Genomic DNA, 15,287 nt, shown 5'->3' with positions numbered 1-15,287 from the left:
GCCTTGTACTTTCTGGCTCCCCGGGACGGACTTGAACCGCCAACCTAGTGATTAACAGTCACCCGCTCTGCCGATTGAGCTATCGGGGATCGTTGAGGCAAGGAAGTGTTTACGGAAAATCCGGACTAAGGTCAAGCAAAAAGTGTAAAAATACAGATTATTTTTTTATAAGCCGTGCCAGTTTTTTTTCATAACGCTCGGCCTCGCTGTAAATACAGCCGCAATAGGGCTGGCGGTACAGCTCCAGAGCCTTGGAACGGTCAATGCCTTCCTGCCAGTCTGCGCGAAAATCCCGGTACACAAAACCTGGGCCTGCGGGTGCGGCTTGTGCCAGCCGTTCTCCGGCGTCGCGGATGACATCGTGGGGCTGATAGCGGGAATAGAGCAGGCTGCTGCTCACAAAGGCAAAGCCCAGCCGGGCGGCAGTGGCAAAGGCAGCCTCTATGCGGCTTGTGCAGCAGTAGGCGCAGCGTTGCGGAGCTGTATCGCGCCCGGCCACAGCGCGAAGCCACGCAGTGATGTCCCATCTGGCGTCGTCATACAAAATGGGTATACCCAGATGCCGCGCGCACTCTGTGGCGGCATCCCTGCGGCGCAGATATTCCGAGAGCGGGTGGATGTTAGGGTTCATGTACCATGCGGTAACTGCAAAACCCTCGTCCAGCAGCCGGGTAATGGGCATGACGGCGCACGGCCCACAGCAGACGTGCAGCAAAAGGCTGCGCGGGTGGCGGGGCAGATCTTCAGGTGCGGCAGAGGTATCGCAGCCGGAGGTGGCGGCCGCAAGAGAGGGCGTAAGAACGTCGGCGGCCTCCGGGAAGTCAGACTTCCCGGAGGCCGCGCCGTTGGCGTTCGTTACGGACGAACGGATATTTCCAGACATTTGCCGTAGTCCTGCTCCATTTCACGCAGGCTGTCGCGCTTGTGGTTGAGCAGATACAGAGCCAGTTCGGCAGATGTGCCGTAAACGCACTTTTCCTTGCTATCGGCGCGCAGCATGCGGCGCAGTTCGCGCAGGGCCTGCAGGGCCTGCCATTCAAGGTTGCGGCGCTGCCCGGTGCCGCCGCAGGCAGGGCATGGTTCCATAGTGATAGCCAGGGCCGAGGACCCGGTGCGCTGGCGCACCAGCTCCAGGAGGCCGAAAGAACTCATGCGGCCCACATCGTGTCGCGCGCGGTCGTTTTTCATGGCGGAGCGCAGGGTTTTTTCCACTTCAATGATATGCTTTTTGTCGCGCATTTCAATGAAGTCAATGACAACCTGTCCGCCGATATCGCGCAGCTTGAGGTGGCGGGCGATGGTTTCGGCAGCTTCCATGTTGGTTTTGTGCGCCATTGCCTCAAAATTGCCCTTGCCCGAGATCTTGCCGGAGTTGATGTCAACGGCCATGAGAGCTTCTGTCTGGTCGAAAACCAGCCTGCCGCCCGAGGGCAACAGCACCTCGCGGGTGTATATCTGGTCCAGTTGGCGGCGCAGGCTGAAGCGCTCCCACATGGATGTCCGCACATCGCTGTGCAGGCGCACCAGGTCGCTCTTGCGCGGAAAGAGCAGGTTGACGGTTTCACGAATGCTCTGCGCCACGTCTTCGTTATCAACCCATATTTCGCCCACGTCATCCGTCAGGTAATCGCGCACGGCGCGTTCCGACAGGCCCGGCTCCTGATAGATAAGAGACGGTGACGTAACCTCCGTGGCCTTTTTGCGAATGTCGCGCCAGACTCTCTTGAGGTACTGCAGGTCATTTTTAAGCGTAGTTTTGGTGGTTCCCGCGCTGACCGTGCGCACAATAACGCCCAGTCCCTGGCCGGGATCGATACCATTCATCATTTCGCGCAGGCGGCTGCGTTCTTCTTCGTCATCTACCTTGCGCGACACGCCGATCTGTTCCTGCCCGGGAGTGAGCACAAGAAAACGCCCGGCCAGCGAAAGCCATGTGGTCAAAAAAGCGCCCTTGCTGCCTGTGGGTTCTTTGACAACCTGGACAAGCACTTCCTGCCCGGCCTTGAGCACCTTCTGGATAGGGGGAAACTTTTTGCCCTTGGCTGGTTCATGATGCGTCAGCCAGTATTCCGGATGGATTTCGTCGATCTGCAAAAAGCCATTTTTTCCGGCGCCATAGCTTACAAAGGCTGCCTGAAGATTGGTGTCGATGTTGTGGATGACACCTTTGTAAATATTGCCCTTGATTTTGCGCTGGTGCAGCATGTCCAGGTAGTATTCCAGCAATTGGCCGTCTTCGGTCAGCGCCACTTCCACCTGCTCGCCGGGCAGAACACTGATGAACATGCGTCGCCGTGCGTGTGCCGATTCGGACTTGCTTTTGTGCTTGCCGGTTTCTGCGGGAGCGGCTTTTTTGCCGTTTGCCGCCTCGGCAGCGCTGGAGCTTTCCTTAGCACTGGAGCTTTCCTTGCCGGTGGCTTCACCGGGGGCATTGTCGTTGGCGGGGACGGCTTGCGCGCTATCAGCGGCAAGGTCTTCGGCTTCGTTCTGCAAAAGGTCTTCACTCTGCGCGCTGTCGGCGGCAGGGGTTCCGGCAGTCAGAGCCTCGCCATTTTCACCGTTCAGCTCTTTTTTGCGGTTCCGTCCGCGTCCTCCGCGCCGTCCGCGCCTGTTCTTGCGGCGCGGCGCATCACCGGCAGCTTCGGAGGCATCGGCTCCAACGCCGTTTTCTCCTTGAGAGGCGGCCTCGCTGGTTGTGACCGTGAGTGCCAGAAGCTCGGTGCTTTCAATGGCAAGAGAGTCCCGCCCCGTCAGGGCCAGCCTTTCTGTGGCGGCCAGGGCCAGCACCGTTGTTTCCGTTTTTACTGTACTGTGAGCGGCCGCCGGATGAACGGTGGAAGGGGCGGATTTTGCTTTTTCGGCCTGCGCTGCGGGGCCGTGCTGCTTTGCCGTGGGGGCTGCCGCGCGTTCTGCCACGGGTGTTGCCGGGGCAGGGGGCGTGGGGCCATTGCCTTCGCGGGTGCTGCCGGAGACCTGGGGTTTCGGCATGGCCGGGGCAGCCACACCGGCGTGAGGCGGAGAAGTTTTTTCAGTGGCGCCTGCAGGCCCTGTTGCTGCGGTGGCCGACTTCGGCTGCGTCGGGGCGACCATGTTGTCGGCAGCATTTTTGTCAGTGCTTTTGCCGGCCGTTTTTTTGCGGGCAGTGGCTGCACGCGCCTTTGTTGCCGCGCGGGTTCTGGCGGCGCTGGTGGCTTTTGTGCCGGTTTCGGGCGCGCCTGCGGTGGCAGTGCCGGCCTTGGCAACGGCGTTGGGAGCGGCAGGCTGCGCTGTGTTTGCGGCGGCAGTTGTAGCGGCCTTGGCAGCATCTGTTCCAGAGGGATTTTCACCGGTTTTTGCAGTGCTTTTGGGATGGGGCGCCGCGCTGGGGGCAGCATCTTTGGCGCTCGGCGTTTTTGCGGCGGCCGTTTTGGCAGCAGAGCTTCCGGCCGTACCCCTGGCTGTACCGGCGGTTTTGGCACTTGCGGCAGCAGAGGCTGTCTTGTCGGCAGGCGCGTCTTCAGAGCCGTTTTTTGCGGTTCCGGCGGCGGGCTTGGCCGTGCTTTTTGGGGTCGCCTGCCTGCTTTTTGTTGTTGAGGCCCTGGAGGCCGCGCGCTTGGGAGCTGCAACGGCAGAACCGGCGGCCCCCGGCGTTTTTTCTTCGGCCTTGGCTGCGGCTTTTTTTACGGTTTTTTCCACACCTTCGGCTTCACTTCCCGTGGCTGTTTTGCTTTTTACAGCGGGTTTGGCTGTGCTTTTGGCCTTTGTAGCGGTTTTTGCCGTTGTTTTGGCTGTTGCTGCGCCTTTTTCCGCATTTGCGTCCTGGGCTGTCTCAGCCTTTGCTGCCGTGCTTTTGGAAGCGGCAACGGGCTTGGTGGCCGTGCTTTTACCTGCCCTGGGCTTGTTTGCTTTGAGGGCGGGTGTATCGGCGGATGGGGAAGAGCTGGGAGAAGTCTTGGAAGCGGGGGAGGGTCGGGATGAAGTTTTTTCCGCCTGGCTGGCCGTGGCTTCGGAAGCCGTGGCGCTTTTTCCGCGGGCAGAAGCGCGGCTTTTGGGCTTGGATGTCTTCTGGCTTGATTCGCCTGAATTTTGGGTCTCTGTCAATGGGGTTTCTTGGTCTTTGGTCATGAACGTCCTTTCAATGCGGGGCGGTTTGCCACCGCGAAAAATTTCAGCAGCATGTTGCTATTCGTAACGAATTCACCGCAGCAGCACCGTTTGGCGCGCTTGTGCGGCAGACATGCTGGTCCGCTTTTTAGAGAGTACGTTTTTTTTAAAAATATGCAAGCTCCCCACAAGAGGGAACTTGGTTGTAACATTGCATAATATATTGAAAATTAATCGTATTTCTATTTTTTTATGCGGCTGTGTGCATTTTTGTTTTTCGCGTGGGATGCAATAAAAACGCCCGGTTTTTTGTAAACCGGGCGCGCATATTTCTGGCTGTTAGCGGCTATCTGTCGTTGTGCTAATCTTCTTCCAGCACCTTGAGTTCTGCCGACAACTGGCCGGAATTATAGCGCAGAAGCACATAGCCGCCCTGGGCCAGAGCACCGGGATTGACCACGATGGTACGGCCCACGCGGTCCACGGCTCTCGCCTCGTGTATATGGCCGCACAGGCAGATATCCGGCTGGGCTTCTTCAAGAAATTCGCGCACCGCCGTAGAGCCGACATGGATGCCGCCGGGGATGACGTCGCAGGCGGTGTCTTTGGGCGGATTATGAGACACAAGTACGCTGTGCGGGTAGTTGCGCGCTTTTTGCCAGCATGTTTCAAGCCATGCTTCAAAGGCGGATTCGGGAAATTCACTGGGCGTGCCGAACGGCGTGAATGTGGAAGCGCCAACGCCAAAAATGGCGGTATCAGGCGTAAGTTCACGTACTATCGTGTGGAGATTCCAGCCTTTTTCACTGAGCCACTGGTCCACCTCGGGGCGGTCCATATTTCCTATCTGCGCGAGGATCATTGGATTATGGCTGCGCAGGGCATCCATGACCATTTCGGCCTGCTTGACGCCGCCTGTGATGGTCAGATCACCGGTGACGATAATGCCGTCGGCCTGCGCCAGTTCGGGAATTTTGGCAAAGCGTTCGGTTTCATCATGAATGTCGCCCACGGCGATCCAGAGGTAATCCTGAGCGTCAGAGCTTGGCATGGCGGTGCATCCTTTGTTACATTGGCACTGCTGCAATGTTGCCACACTTCATCATATAAGGAAAGGCCCGGCATGAGTGAAAAAAACACGGATCACGGCCCTTGCGGAGGCTGCGCACGGCCGCAGTCCACCCCGCCGGATCAGGATGCCCGCTTTTCCGGAGCATGCCCTGGGCAGTTTGCCTCATCCGCATCGTCCGGCATGGAGCAGGGGGAAGACCCGGCTGCCAGCAAACAGCGTTTGCGTGAGCATCTGGGCCGCTTGCGGCGTGAGCAGCCTGTGGAGCTTGCCGCAAGGCGCGCCCGGGCCGCACAGGAACGGCTGCTTGATTCCCCGTGCTGGAAGCAGGCGGGGTCTGTGGCTCTTTATGTTGGCATCAAGGATGAACTGGGGACCAGCCTGTTGCTGGAGCACGCCTGGAGCACCGGGCGTCTGGTGTGGTTACCCCGCGTACGCCGGGGCGCCAGGGGCATTATGGACTTTGTGGCCTGTACCGGGCGGGATCAGTTGCGGCCAGGCCCGTTTGGCTTGCTGGAGCCGGATGCGGCACTGCCGGGGGTGGGGCCTGAAGACATTTCCGGCCGGGCGGCTCGGAAAGATGCCGTTGCAGGCCGGGCGGCCGCAGGGCGCGCGGCGATGGGCAGGCCGTCGTTTTTGCCGGACCTGATGGTCATTCCCGGTCTGGCTTTTGATGTTTCCGGCGGCCGTCTTGGGTATGGTGGCGGGTATTATGACCGCTTTCTGCAGGCCGGTCTTGATTGCCCACGCACGGGGCTGTGTTTTGACTTTCAGCTTGTTTCTGCCCTTCCTCTGGACCCGTGGGACCAGAGGGTTCACCATGTATGCACTGAAGAGCGTTTGCTGTGTCTATAAGCTATATTCCTTTTATGTTTCCGGGCCTGAGTTCCGTACGCTGTGTGTTTCAGACCCGTCCCGGCGGCTTTTGTCAGGGCGAATACGGCGGCGGCAATATTTCGTTCAGTGTTGGTGATGATGCCACCCAAGTGGCGGCCAACCGCCGGGATTTGCTGGCATCCCTGGCAACACAGGGTTTGAGCCAATGGGCCGAACTGTTTCAGGTGCATGGCGATGTGATGGTTTTTGAGCCGCAGCCTGTGGCTTGTGATGCCGCGCCCGCCGAAGAGGGCGATGGTATGGCTACTGCGCAGCCCGGCATGGGCCTGTTTATCAAAACGGCAGACTGCCAGCCCATTCTTCTGGCGCATAAAAGCGGCCGGTATGTAGCGGCCATGCATGCGGGCTGGCGCGGCAACCGCTGCGATTTTCCCCTCACCGGGCTTGTGCGTTTTTGCGAGCGCTATGATCTCAAGCCGCAGGATGTTCTTGCCGTGCGCGGGCCGAGCCTCGGTCCCGGCATGGCGGAGTTTGTCAATTTTGACAGGGAGTGGGGCGCGGAATTCCGCCCGTGGTTTGACGAAAACAGCCGCACCATGGACCTCTGGAGCCTGACCCGGCATCAGCTTATGCTGGCCGGTTTGCCCGCGCGCAACATTTTTGGCCTGGATATCTGCACGGCCAGCAATAACAAACAGTTTTTCTCCTATCGCCGCGCGAAGGCCTCAGGACGTCAGGCCAGTGTTATCTGGATTCAGAACGGATAGGGCGGGGCTGATCCCTTTCAGCCAGTTTTGCACGAGCTTCTGGTTTATGCCTGAGGCTCTTCCACACAGCTAACTGGCAAAACATTTTTTCTGCCCGCTGTCTCGACGTTCGCCCGTTTACGCGCGAGCCTGAAGCTGAAGCCCCGCGTCTTCAGCGTCAAGCCGTGTTGAGTCGAGTCGAGCCGGATCGCAGGCGGCAGCCTTGGCGTGCATGCGCTGCCCGCCTTGCTGGGCCGCGTTCGACATTGACAGCCCGTCTGCCCCCGCCTAAAGTATGCGCGGCAATGGTAGCCGGAACACCGGCTTGAAAAGGGAATCCCGTGCAATGCGGGAGCGGACCCGCCGCCGTAAGGTTCATGAACCTCGCACCATGCAGCGCCACTGGAAACGGGAAGGCCGGGGCGGGGGAACCAAGCCGGAAGACCTGCCTTGCCCTGCGGCCCGCGCACGACGCGCAGAGCCGCTGTTGCGGCCAGGGCCGCTACGGCAACGGGTTTTTGCCGGCAGGATTGAGGAAATACGGGCCTCTTCCGCCAATACGCCAAGCGGCGTACTGCGCGGGAGGGGCCTTTTTTATACACCCGGCGGCCTGCCGGGTGCGCAAAGGGCGGGCATGACCGCGACACCATATTTATCCTCACATTCCGGCACTGCTTTCCCAAGGCTGTGGCCCGCATTTGCTGTTCTGACAGTGCTGTGGCTTGTTTCGCTGCCGCTGGCCTGTCTGCCCGGCCCTGTCCCGCTGTCTGCGGAGCAGGTTTTTCATGCTCTGGCGGCACAGTTGGGGCTGGCACAGGAACCGCAGGACGCCTCCCTCATGCTGGTTGTGGGGCAGATACGCCTTGCCCGCGTATGCCTTGCGGCCTTGTGCGGTGGCGCGTTGGCTGTGGCGGGCGTGGCCTTGCAGGGCGTGTTGCGCAATCCGCTGGCTGACCCCTTTACCCTGGGCATTTCTGCCGGGGCGGCTTGCGGGGCCAGTGTGGCCATCGCCCTGGGCGGTGTTCTGGCCGCTGCTTTGAGCGGCCCTCTGACAGTTCTGCAACTGCCCCTGCCCGGCCCGGCGGCCCTTGTGCCTCCGGCAGCCCTTGCCGGAGCCTTGCTGGCCCTTGCCGGGGCTTTGTGGCTCGGCCGGGGCGACGGCGGCTTCAGGCGCGAGAGCGTCATTCTGGCGGGCATTGCGGTGGCGGCGTTTCTGGGGGCGCTGGTGGCCCTGATCAAGGCGCTCAACGAAGAATCCGTCACGAGCATCGTGTTCTGGATTATGGGGTCTTTTCAAGGGCGCGGGTGGGACAGCCTGCCATTGCTGCTGCTGACCCTTGTACCAGGTCTGTTGGCCGTGGGTATGGGTTGGCGGGCGCTGGACGTGCTGGCGCTGGGGGATGAACAGGCCGCCCAATTGGGCCTGCATGTGGGCCGGGCGCGTCTGTGGCTGCTGGCCGGGGCAAGCTGTATGACGGCGGGCTGTGTGGCCGTGGCCGGGGTCATAGGTTTTGTGGGCCTGGTTGTGCCGCATGTGTTGCGCCTTGTTCTGGGCTGCGGGCATGGCCCTTTGCTGGCCGGGGCATTCTTCGGCGGCGGCGTGCTGCTGGTCTGGGCCGATGTGCTGGCCCGCTGCGTGCTTGACGGCGGGCAGGAACTGCCTGTGGGCGTGGTAACGGCCCTTTTGGGCGGACCGTTTTTTGCCCTGCTGGTGCGGAGGCGCACATGACGCGCCCTCTACCTGTGCCGCCGGGCATGCTCCATGCTCAGGGCCGTGAGGTGTCCCTGGCTGCGCATGCCGATTGCCCGCCCATGCTTGAGGCGCGCGCCCTGTATGCCGGTTACCGGGAGCGCCCGGTCTTGCAGGATATCAGCTTTACGGCGCGACGGGGCGAATGTGTGGCCCTGCTGGGACCCAACGGCAGCGGAAAGACAACGCTGTTACGCTGTCTTTCCGGAGTGTTGCGTGTCGGTGCAGGAAATATTTTTTTGCAGGGCAGGCCGCTTGCGGCCCTGAAACCGCGTCAGCGCGCACGTCTGGCCGCCGTGGTTCCGCAGGGAGGCCGGTTCCCGCAGGAGCTGACCGCGCGGCAGATGGTGCTGCTTGGCCGCTATCCGCACCTTTCGTGGCTGGGCAGTTATGGACGCCGCGACCACCAGGCCGTGGATGCCGCGCTGGCAGCTTGCGAAGCGGAGTCACTGGCTCCCCGCCGTCTGGCGGAGCTTTCGGGCGGCGAACTGCAACGGGTGCTGCTGGCAAGGGCGTTGGCGCAGGAAAGCCCGCTTCTGCTGCTTGACGAGCTTGCCGCCGGGCTGGATATGGCCCGTATGGTGGGGCTTTTCGACTTGCTGGAGCGTCGCCGTGCTGCCGGGGCTTGTGTGCTTATGGCTGTGCATGACTGTAACCTGGCTGCCGTGTATGCGACGCGCCTGCTGGGCCTCAAGGCTGGCAAACTGGTTTTTGACGGCCCGGTGGACGCGGTTTTTACAGAGGAGAAGCTCAGTGCTCTTTACGATATCCCTGTCGATGTGCTGCCGCATCCGCGCTGGGGGCTGCCCCAGGCTCTTCTGGCCCGTGCCTGTGGCCCCCACAGCGGGCTTGCGGACTCTTGCGACGGCGCTGCTGCTTCCTGTGCTGCTGAGCCTGGCGGCGCATCTGGTCCCGGTTCCGGTTTTTGCCGCTGATGCTGCACAACTTGCGGCTTCGCAAGCGGATTCGGCAGCCGCCCCGTACCAGAAAAACAGGGCAATACCTGCCGATACCGGGAGCCATATCGCCAGCGAGGCCCCAAATGACGCCAATACGCCCATAGTTGTCAGTGACGATACCGGGCATGAGGTGCGCCTGCAGCAGCCCGCCCGGCGGGTGATAGCCCTGTACGGGGCCTTTAACGAACTTTTGCTGGCCCTTGGCGCGGGGGATGTTCTGGCGGCCCGCACCGTGGCCGATGCCGCAGTGCCGGGGCTTGAGCATCTGCCCGCCATCGGAACGCACATGCGCCCCAATGCGGAACTTGTGGTGCGTCAGTCGCCTGACCTTGTCATCCAGCTTGCGGGGCGCAACGAGGTGCTTTTGCAGACGGAAAATCTGCGCGCTCTGGGGCTTGATGTGCTTGTTTTTGAAATGAATTCCTTTGAGCAGATGTTTGCCGTGCTGCAAAAGCTCGGCCGTCTCACAGGGCGCGAAAGCGAGGCTTCTGCCCTTGTTACGGCATGGCGAGAGCGTCTCGCGGCCCTTGAAACCCGCTATGCGGATATGGAGCCGGTGAGCGTTTTTTACGAAGTGCGCTATCCCAACCTGTTGGGAGCGGGGCGCGGCGGCATTGTCAATGACATGATACGGCGCGCGGGCGGGCGCAATGTGATCGCTGACGAAAAAAAGTTGGTGCGCTTTAACGAAGAAGCCCTGCTGGCGTCAGATCCGGATGTTTATATCATGCAGCGCGGCCCGATGAATCCTGAGCCGCAGCCGCTGGAGCAGCGCCAGCATTACAAAAGCCTGCGCGCTATTCGTGAGGGCAGGGTGCTTGTGGTGGATGAAGAGCGTTTTGCCCGTCCCGGGCCGCGTGCTGTGGATGCCGCCGAAGAACTGGGGCGCTTTTTGCATTCCCGGGCGGCCCCCTGAGTTTTTTCATAAACAATGCTGATGACACGACAAGAGAGCAGACCATGACAGGAGTTTTGTACGGCGTGGGCGTAGGGCCTGGCGCACCGGACCTGCTGACGCTGCGGGCTGTGAACGCCCTTGGCAAGGTGGACGTGATTCTGGCGGCGGCTTCGCCCCGCAACGACTATTCCACCGCGCTGGAGACGGCCAGACCGCACCTGCGCCCGGATGTGCGCCTGCTGCGCCTGGAGTTCCCTATGACGCGCGACCGCACCGTACTGCACGAGGCATGGCGCGTGGCGGCCGAAGCCACGCAGCAAGTTCTGGAGGCCGGAGAAAACGCGGCCTTTCTGACCATTGGCGATCCGCTCGTGTACAGCACTTTCGGCTATCTTATGCACACGCTCAAAAAAAACGCGCCGCACCTGCCGATAGAGATTATCCCCGGCATCACGTCCATTCAGGCCGCAGCCGCATGTACGGGAACCATCCTGTGCGAAAACAGCGAAACCCTGAGTATCCTGCCGGGCATCAACAGCAGGGAAGAGCTTGAGCAGGCGCTGCACGGCGCTGACACGGCGGTTATTCTCAAGGCATACCGCAACCTTCCCGCCATTGTGGAAGCGCTGCGCGCTACCGGGCGGCTGGATTCGTGCATTCTGGCAAGCCATGTGGAACAGCCCGCCCAGCAACTGCGCAAGGGCGTTGAAGCCCAGGAAGGCACACCGCCCTATATGTCGTTGATTCTGAGCAGAAAGCCCAAGGCCGAATAGCACGGAGTAGGCAGGAGAAGGAAAAGGGAAGAGAAGGCTTTGTGGGGGAAGGACCCTTTTGCAAAAGGGTCCTTCCCCCACAAGCTTTTTTCCCCTATTCTAACAGATGCGCGGCAACTGCGCGCCTTCCAGCATACCCAGCAGCCGGCGGCCGCCGATGCGGGTTTGCAGGCTTACCTGCGCCTTGCCGTCGGTAACCGTACCCACGCGCGCGGCCTCCTTGCCGTAAGGAGAGCGGCGCATGGCCTCAAGGGCTGCCTCGGCCCTGTTTTCAGGCACAATGCAGATGCACTTGCCCTCATTGGCAAGGTACAGGGGGTCCAGCCCCAGAAAAGAACAGCCGTTCTTTACCGCTTCATGCACGGGAATGGCGTTTTCTTCCAGCACAATGCTCACCTGCGACTGCTCGGCAATTTCATTGAGCGTCGTGGCCAGGCCCCCGCGGGTGGGGTCGCGCAGCACATGCACCGGCCCGGCGCTTTCAAGAATATCCACGATCATGTGGTTGAGCGGGGCAGAGTCCGAGGCCACATCCGTCAGAAAAGAAAGACCTTCGCGGCTGCCCATAACCGTCAGGCCGTGGTCGCCCATGGCTCCGCTTACCAGCACGGCATCGCCGGGGCGGGCATTATGCCCCGAGGGAACGGGATCAGCAAAAACTTCGCCGATGCCGGTGGTATTGATGAATATTTTATCACATGCTCCGCGCGGAACCACCTTGGTGTCGCCGGTAACGATGAGCACTCCGGCTTCGCGGGCGGCGGCGGCCATGTCGGCAGTGACGCGCTCCAGCGTTTCAAGGGACAGGCCCTCTTCGAGTATGAAGGCGCAGCTCAGGTAGCGGGGGCGCGCGCCGAGCATGGCTACGTCATTGACCGTGCCGTGTACGGCCAGACTGCCGATGCTGCCGCCGGGAAAGATCAGGGGCGTCACCGTGTAGGAGTCTGTGCTCATGGCCAGGGGGCCGCGCACATCCGTCAGCAGGGCCGCGTCATCCATGCGCTCCAGCAGGGGATTGGCAAAATGGCGAAAAAAGCACTGGGCCACCAGGCGCTGCGAGGCTCTGCCCCCGCTGCCCGCGTCCAGAAGAAGACAGTCTTCCATTATCGCTCCGAATATTTGAAGTAGGCGGCACAACTGCCCTCGGTGGACACCATGCATGGCCCCACCGGCGTGGCGGGCGTGCATTTTTTACCGAAAAGCGGGCAGGCCGGGGGCGTAATGCGGCCCTTGAGCACATCGCCACAGCGGCATCCGGCCAGCGGCGGCACGTCCGGCAGCGTGAGGTCAAGGCGCTTCATGGCGTCCATATCCTCGTATTCGGCCCGCAACACCAGCCCGCTTTGCGGGATGCTGCCGATGCCGCGCCACAGGGCGTCTGCCGGAGTGAAAAACTGTTCCAGCAGGGCGCGGGCGCGCGGATTGCCCGTGTCGTCCACAGCGCGGGGATAGGCATTGACCACAGCCGGGGTGCTGTCGCGCAGTTGCTCGGCCATCATGCACAGGGCCAGCAGAATGTCGGCTGGCTGAAAGCCGCCCACAACGCCGGGTACGCCGTAATCTTTTGCCAGAAAATCATATGGTTGCAGGCCGAGGATGGTGGATACATGGCCGGGCAGCAAAAAGGCTTCCACAGCGCACTGGCTGTCGTCCAGCAGGGCGCGCAGGGCGGGGGGAACCAGCTTGTGCAGGGAAAGCACGCAGAAATTGTCGAGTTTGCGCTGGCGGGCTGTCAGCAGGGTAGCGGCCACGGTGGGGGCGGTGGTTTCAAAGCCTATGCCCAGAAAAACCACGGTGTCACCGGGGTTTTCAGCCGCCAAGGTCAGGGCGTCCAGTGGCGAATACACGATTTCCACCCGTGCGCCCTGGGCCTGGGCATGTTTGAGGCTGCGTCCGTCGGGGCCGGGTACGCGCAGCAGGTCGCCAAATGTGGCAACAATAACCCTGTCACGTCCCGCCAGGTCAAGAAACGCGGCCACTTCGGCGTCATGCGTGACGCAGACGGGACAGCCCGGCCCGGAAAGGTGGGCCACAGTGGAAGGCAGCAGAGAGCGCAGGCCGCTTTGGAAGATGGCTACCGTATGTGTGCCGCATACTTCCATAAATCGCATGGGGCGTCCGTCCAGAGCGCGATTGAGACGGTCCAGCAGGTTATGGCAGAGCTGTGGGTCCTGAAAGGCGTTTTCCAGTTGCATGGTGCTCCTCTTGTGGTGCTTCCAAAAATTATGGCCGGAACTGTACGATGCAATGTGCGTCTGCGCTGTGCAGACGTTTTGTACAAGCCCATCGCACAGGCGCGGACGGGCTTTGTCTGTCGCCCGTAGTCATTTCAGGCGCTGCATCGCGTTGCTGCGGGCAGGCGGACTCAAGGGCTTTCCCGGTCCAGCCCGCCGCCGGGCGTAACAAGGCTTACGGCCAGAGAGCTGACTGTTGCGCCCTGGGCAGATGCACAGCCAAGGCAACGGCAGAAAACCGTAGAAAACCGTACCGTCGGAAGTCGCGACGCCCATGCCTCTACGGCAGGGGAGCCAGCATATCCAGCCCCGTTCCCACGGGCAGGCCGCACATAAGGTTGGCGTTGGCAAGCGCCTGGCCGGAAGCGCCGCGGCACAGGTTGTCGATGGCGGCCAAAATGGTCAGCCTGCCTGTGCGCGGGTCTACTACAAGCCCCAGATCGCAGAACATGCTGCCGCGCACAAAGCGCGTTTCGGGCAGTGCTCCCTTGGGCAGTACGCGCACCCAGGGGCTGTGCGCCCAGGTGGCCTTGAAGGCTTCGCGCACTTCGTCCAGCGTGGTTTTGGGATTTTTCAGCCTGGTATAGATGGTGGACAGGATGCCCCGGTTAAGCGGCAAAATGTGCGTATTGAAGGAAAGGCGCACGTCCTGCCCGGCCAGCAGGGACACTTCCTGCTCTATTTCCGGCGTATGCCGGTGCGTGGGCAGGCCGTATGCGCGAAAATTGTCTGAAATCTCGCAATACAGGGTTCCTACGGCAGCCTTTCGGCCTGCGCCTGTGGCTCCGGATTTGGCATCCACAACGATATCGTCGGCATGAACAAGGTGGTTCTTGATGGCCGCATACAGCCCCAGAATGACCGATGTGGGGTAGCAGCCGGGATTGGCGATCAGGCTTGCCCGCGCCGCTTCGGCTGCGTACAGCTCCGGCAGGCCGTATACGGCCTTGTGCAGGATGTCCGTATGGGTGTGCTCGTGCTTGTACCAGGCGCTGTAAACCGCGGGATCGCGCAGGCGGAAGTCTGCGGAAAGGTCCACGACCTTTGTTCCGGCCTCAAGCAGCGGCGCGGCCATATCCATGGCTGTTCCGGCCGGAACGGCCAGAAAGACCACATCGCATTCCCTGGCGGCCTGTTTGGCGTCAAAGACGCTTATGACCACATCCGCGCCGGGCATGTGTTCCAGAAAGGGATAGTATTCGCCAAGGCGCTTGCCCGCCTCGGCCCGCGAACACGCCATGACAAGCCGCATGGAGGGGTGGCTTGCCAGAAGCCGCGCCAGCTCCATACCTGCGTATCCCGTAACTCCCACCAGCCCCGCTTTGAACGTCTTCATGCCGTCAATCCTCTAACCCGCCGCAAAGGCAGCGAAAAAAGCCCATAAACCCCGCCTTGTGAAGCGGGCATGCCATAGTGGTCACGGGTCGCTGTCTGCGGCGCGGCGCGCCGTGGCGACAGGCGGCGCTGCCTATGCGGGAGCCTGTCCTTTCTTGGACAGGCATTCGCAGTCAGGGCCGCATTTGATGACAAACTTCATACGCAGCTCGTAAAGGATACTTTCGAGCAGCTTGCGTTCCTGTTCGTCAAGGCAGCGCTCGGTTTTCATATGCAGCATTTCAAGCACATCGATGCTGTGCTTGGCCAGAGGCAGGTTTGTTTCCGTGCTGCCGGTTTCAGGGTTGGGCACTTCGCCCAGATGAACCAGGGCGGAAGACGCCAGAGAGAGAATAAATGTGGAAAATGTCACTTCGGGCATGGGCCCGCCGGAGGCATGGCCTGACGAGCAGCCGCAGGATTGTTGGTTCATGTTGACCTCGTGGCGCAAAGCGCTCTGAAGTTTTCAGCTTTGGGAGCATGTATTTCCAAAGCCTTGAAGATGCCCGCTTTGGCGTCCGGCTGTGCAGACGGGCTGCGCCGGAGCTTTTGTAGCGGGCGGGT

Annotated in this window: 15 protein-coding genes, 1 tRNA gene and 1 riboswitch; of the genes, 7 read left to right on the top strand and 9 right to left on the bottom strand. The window is 61.2% G+C overall.

From position 1 onward, the window contains the following. Positions 1–13: 13 nt before the first annotated feature. The 3 genes from QZ377_RS09615 to QZ377_RS09605 form a co-directional block, all read right to left on the bottom strand. A tRNA-Asn gene (locus tag QZ377_RS09615) sits at positions 14–89 on the bottom strand. A 68-nt stretch (positions 90–157) separates the two neighbouring features. Continuing rightward, positions 158–883, bottom strand: coding sequence for an epoxyqueuosine reductase QueH (locus QZ377_RS09610; protein ID WP_291440938.1), 726 nt, complete (start codon positions 881–883; stop codon positions 158–160). Continuing rightward, a complete protein-coding gene (locus tag QZ377_RS09605) occupies positions 856–3,675 on the bottom strand; it encodes an Rne/Rng family ribonuclease (RefSeq protein WP_291440937.1) in 2,820 nt (939 codons plus the stop codon). The genes QZ377_RS09610 and QZ377_RS09605 overlap by 28 nt, the downstream gene beginning before the upstream one ends. Positions 3,676–3,694: 19 nt before the next feature. Here QZ377_RS09605 and QZ377_RS09600 point away from each other — a divergent pair, with 19 nt between their 5' ends. Further along, a complete protein-coding gene (locus QZ377_RS09600) occupies positions 3,695–4,171 on the top strand; it encodes a hypothetical protein (RefSeq protein ID WP_291440936.1) in 477 nt (158 codons plus the stop codon). 273 nt (positions 4,172–4,444) lie between these two features. Here the strand turns inward: QZ377_RS09600 and QZ377_RS09595 are convergent, their stop codons facing one another. Then, positions 4,445–5,134, bottom strand: a complete 690-nt coding sequence (locus tag QZ377_RS09595) for a metallophosphoesterase (protein WP_291440935.1) — start codon at positions 5,132–5,134, stop codon at positions 4,445–4,447. 72 nt (positions 5,135–5,206) lie between these two features. On the opposite strand from QZ377_RS09595, the gene QZ377_RS09590 reads away from it, so the two are divergent. Together QZ377_RS09590 and QZ377_RS09585 are read left to right on the top strand one after the other, a co-directional pair. Continuing rightward, entirely contained in the window at positions 5,207–6,007 is an 801-nt protein-coding gene (locus QZ377_RS09590) for a 5-formyltetrahydrofolate cyclo-ligase (protein WP_291440934.1), read from the top strand. Further along, positions 5,998–6,756 (top strand): polyphenol oxidase family protein, encoded by a 759-nt coding sequence (locus tag QZ377_RS09585; RefSeq protein WP_291440933.1) that lies wholly within the window; start codon positions 5,998–6,000, stop codon positions 6,754–6,756. The genes QZ377_RS09590 and QZ377_RS09585 overlap by 10 nt, the downstream gene beginning before the upstream one ends. A gap of 117 nt (positions 6,757–6,873) precedes the next feature. Here the strand turns inward: QZ377_RS09585 and QZ377_RS09580 are convergent, their stop codons facing one another. Beyond that, a complete protein-coding gene (locus QZ377_RS09580) occupies positions 6,874–7,002 on the bottom strand; it encodes a hypothetical protein (protein ID WP_291440932.1) in 129 nt (42 codons plus the stop codon). A 22-nt stretch (positions 7,003–7,024) separates the two neighbouring features. After that, a riboswitch (cobalamin riboswitch) is annotated at positions 7,025–7,203 on the top strand. Positions 7,204–7,369: 166 nt separating this feature from the next. Between QZ377_RS09580 and QZ377_RS09575 the strand changes: the two genes are divergently transcribed. The 4 genes from QZ377_RS09575 to cobI all read left to right on the top strand — a co-directional run bounded on the left by QZ377_RS09575 (position 7,370) and on the right by cobI (position 11,115). Next, positions 7,370–8,464, top strand: a complete 1,095-nt coding sequence (locus QZ377_RS09575) for an iron ABC transporter permease (protein WP_291440931.1) — start codon at positions 7,370–7,372, stop codon at positions 8,462–8,464. A gap of 83 nt (positions 8,465–8,547) precedes the next feature. Next, entirely contained in the window at positions 8,548–9,420 is an 873-nt protein-coding gene (locus QZ377_RS09570; protein WP_291440940.1) for an ABC transporter ATP-binding protein, read from the top strand. Next, complete coding sequence (locus tag QZ377_RS09565) at positions 9,335–10,360, top strand: helical backbone metal receptor (protein ID WP_365854815.1); 1,026 nt, start codon at positions 9,335–9,337, stop codon at positions 10,358–10,360. The genes QZ377_RS09570 and QZ377_RS09565 overlap by 86 nt, the downstream gene beginning before the upstream one ends. A 44-nt stretch (positions 10,361–10,404) precedes the next feature. Further along, positions 10,405–11,115 (top strand): precorrin-2 C(20)-methyltransferase, encoded by a 711-nt coding sequence (gene cobI / locus QZ377_RS09560; RefSeq protein WP_291440930.1) that lies wholly within the window; start codon positions 10,405–10,407, stop codon positions 11,113–11,115. Positions 11,116–11,214: 99 nt separating this feature from the next. Here the strand turns inward: cobI and hypE are convergent, their stop codons facing one another. The 4 genes from hypE to QZ377_RS09540 form a co-directional block, all read right to left on the bottom strand. Continuing rightward, positions 11,215–12,219: a hydrogenase expression/formation protein HypE gene (gene hypE, locus QZ377_RS09555; RefSeq protein WP_291440929.1), complete on the bottom strand. Its 1,005-nt coding sequence runs from the start codon at positions 12,217–12,219 to the stop codon at positions 11,215–11,217. Then, entirely contained in the window at positions 12,219–13,310 is a 1,092-nt protein-coding gene (gene hypD, locus QZ377_RS09550) for a hydrogenase formation protein HypD (RefSeq protein WP_291440928.1), read from the bottom strand. Before hypD ends, hypE begins: the two co-directional genes overlap by 1 nt. Positions 13,311–13,629: 319 nt before the next feature. Next, on the bottom strand, positions 13,630–14,685 hold the full coding sequence (argC, locus tag QZ377_RS09545) for an N-acetyl-gamma-glutamyl-phosphate reductase (RefSeq protein WP_291440927.1): 1,056 nt from the start codon (positions 14,683–14,685) through the stop codon (positions 13,630–13,632). A 132-nt stretch (positions 14,686–14,817) separates the two neighbouring features. Beyond that, entirely contained in the window at positions 14,818–15,156 is a 339-nt protein-coding gene (locus QZ377_RS09540; RefSeq protein WP_291440926.1) for a DUF1844 domain-containing protein, read from the bottom strand. Positions 15,157–15,287: the final 131 nt, after the last annotated feature.

Source organism: Desulfovibrio sp. (assembly GCF_019424165.1).
In the GTDB taxonomy this organism is placed as follows: domain Bacteria; phylum Desulfobacterota; class Desulfovibrionia; order Desulfovibrionales; family Desulfovibrionaceae; genus Desulfovibrio.
This window is presented reverse-complemented; position numbering and strand designations above follow the sequence as displayed.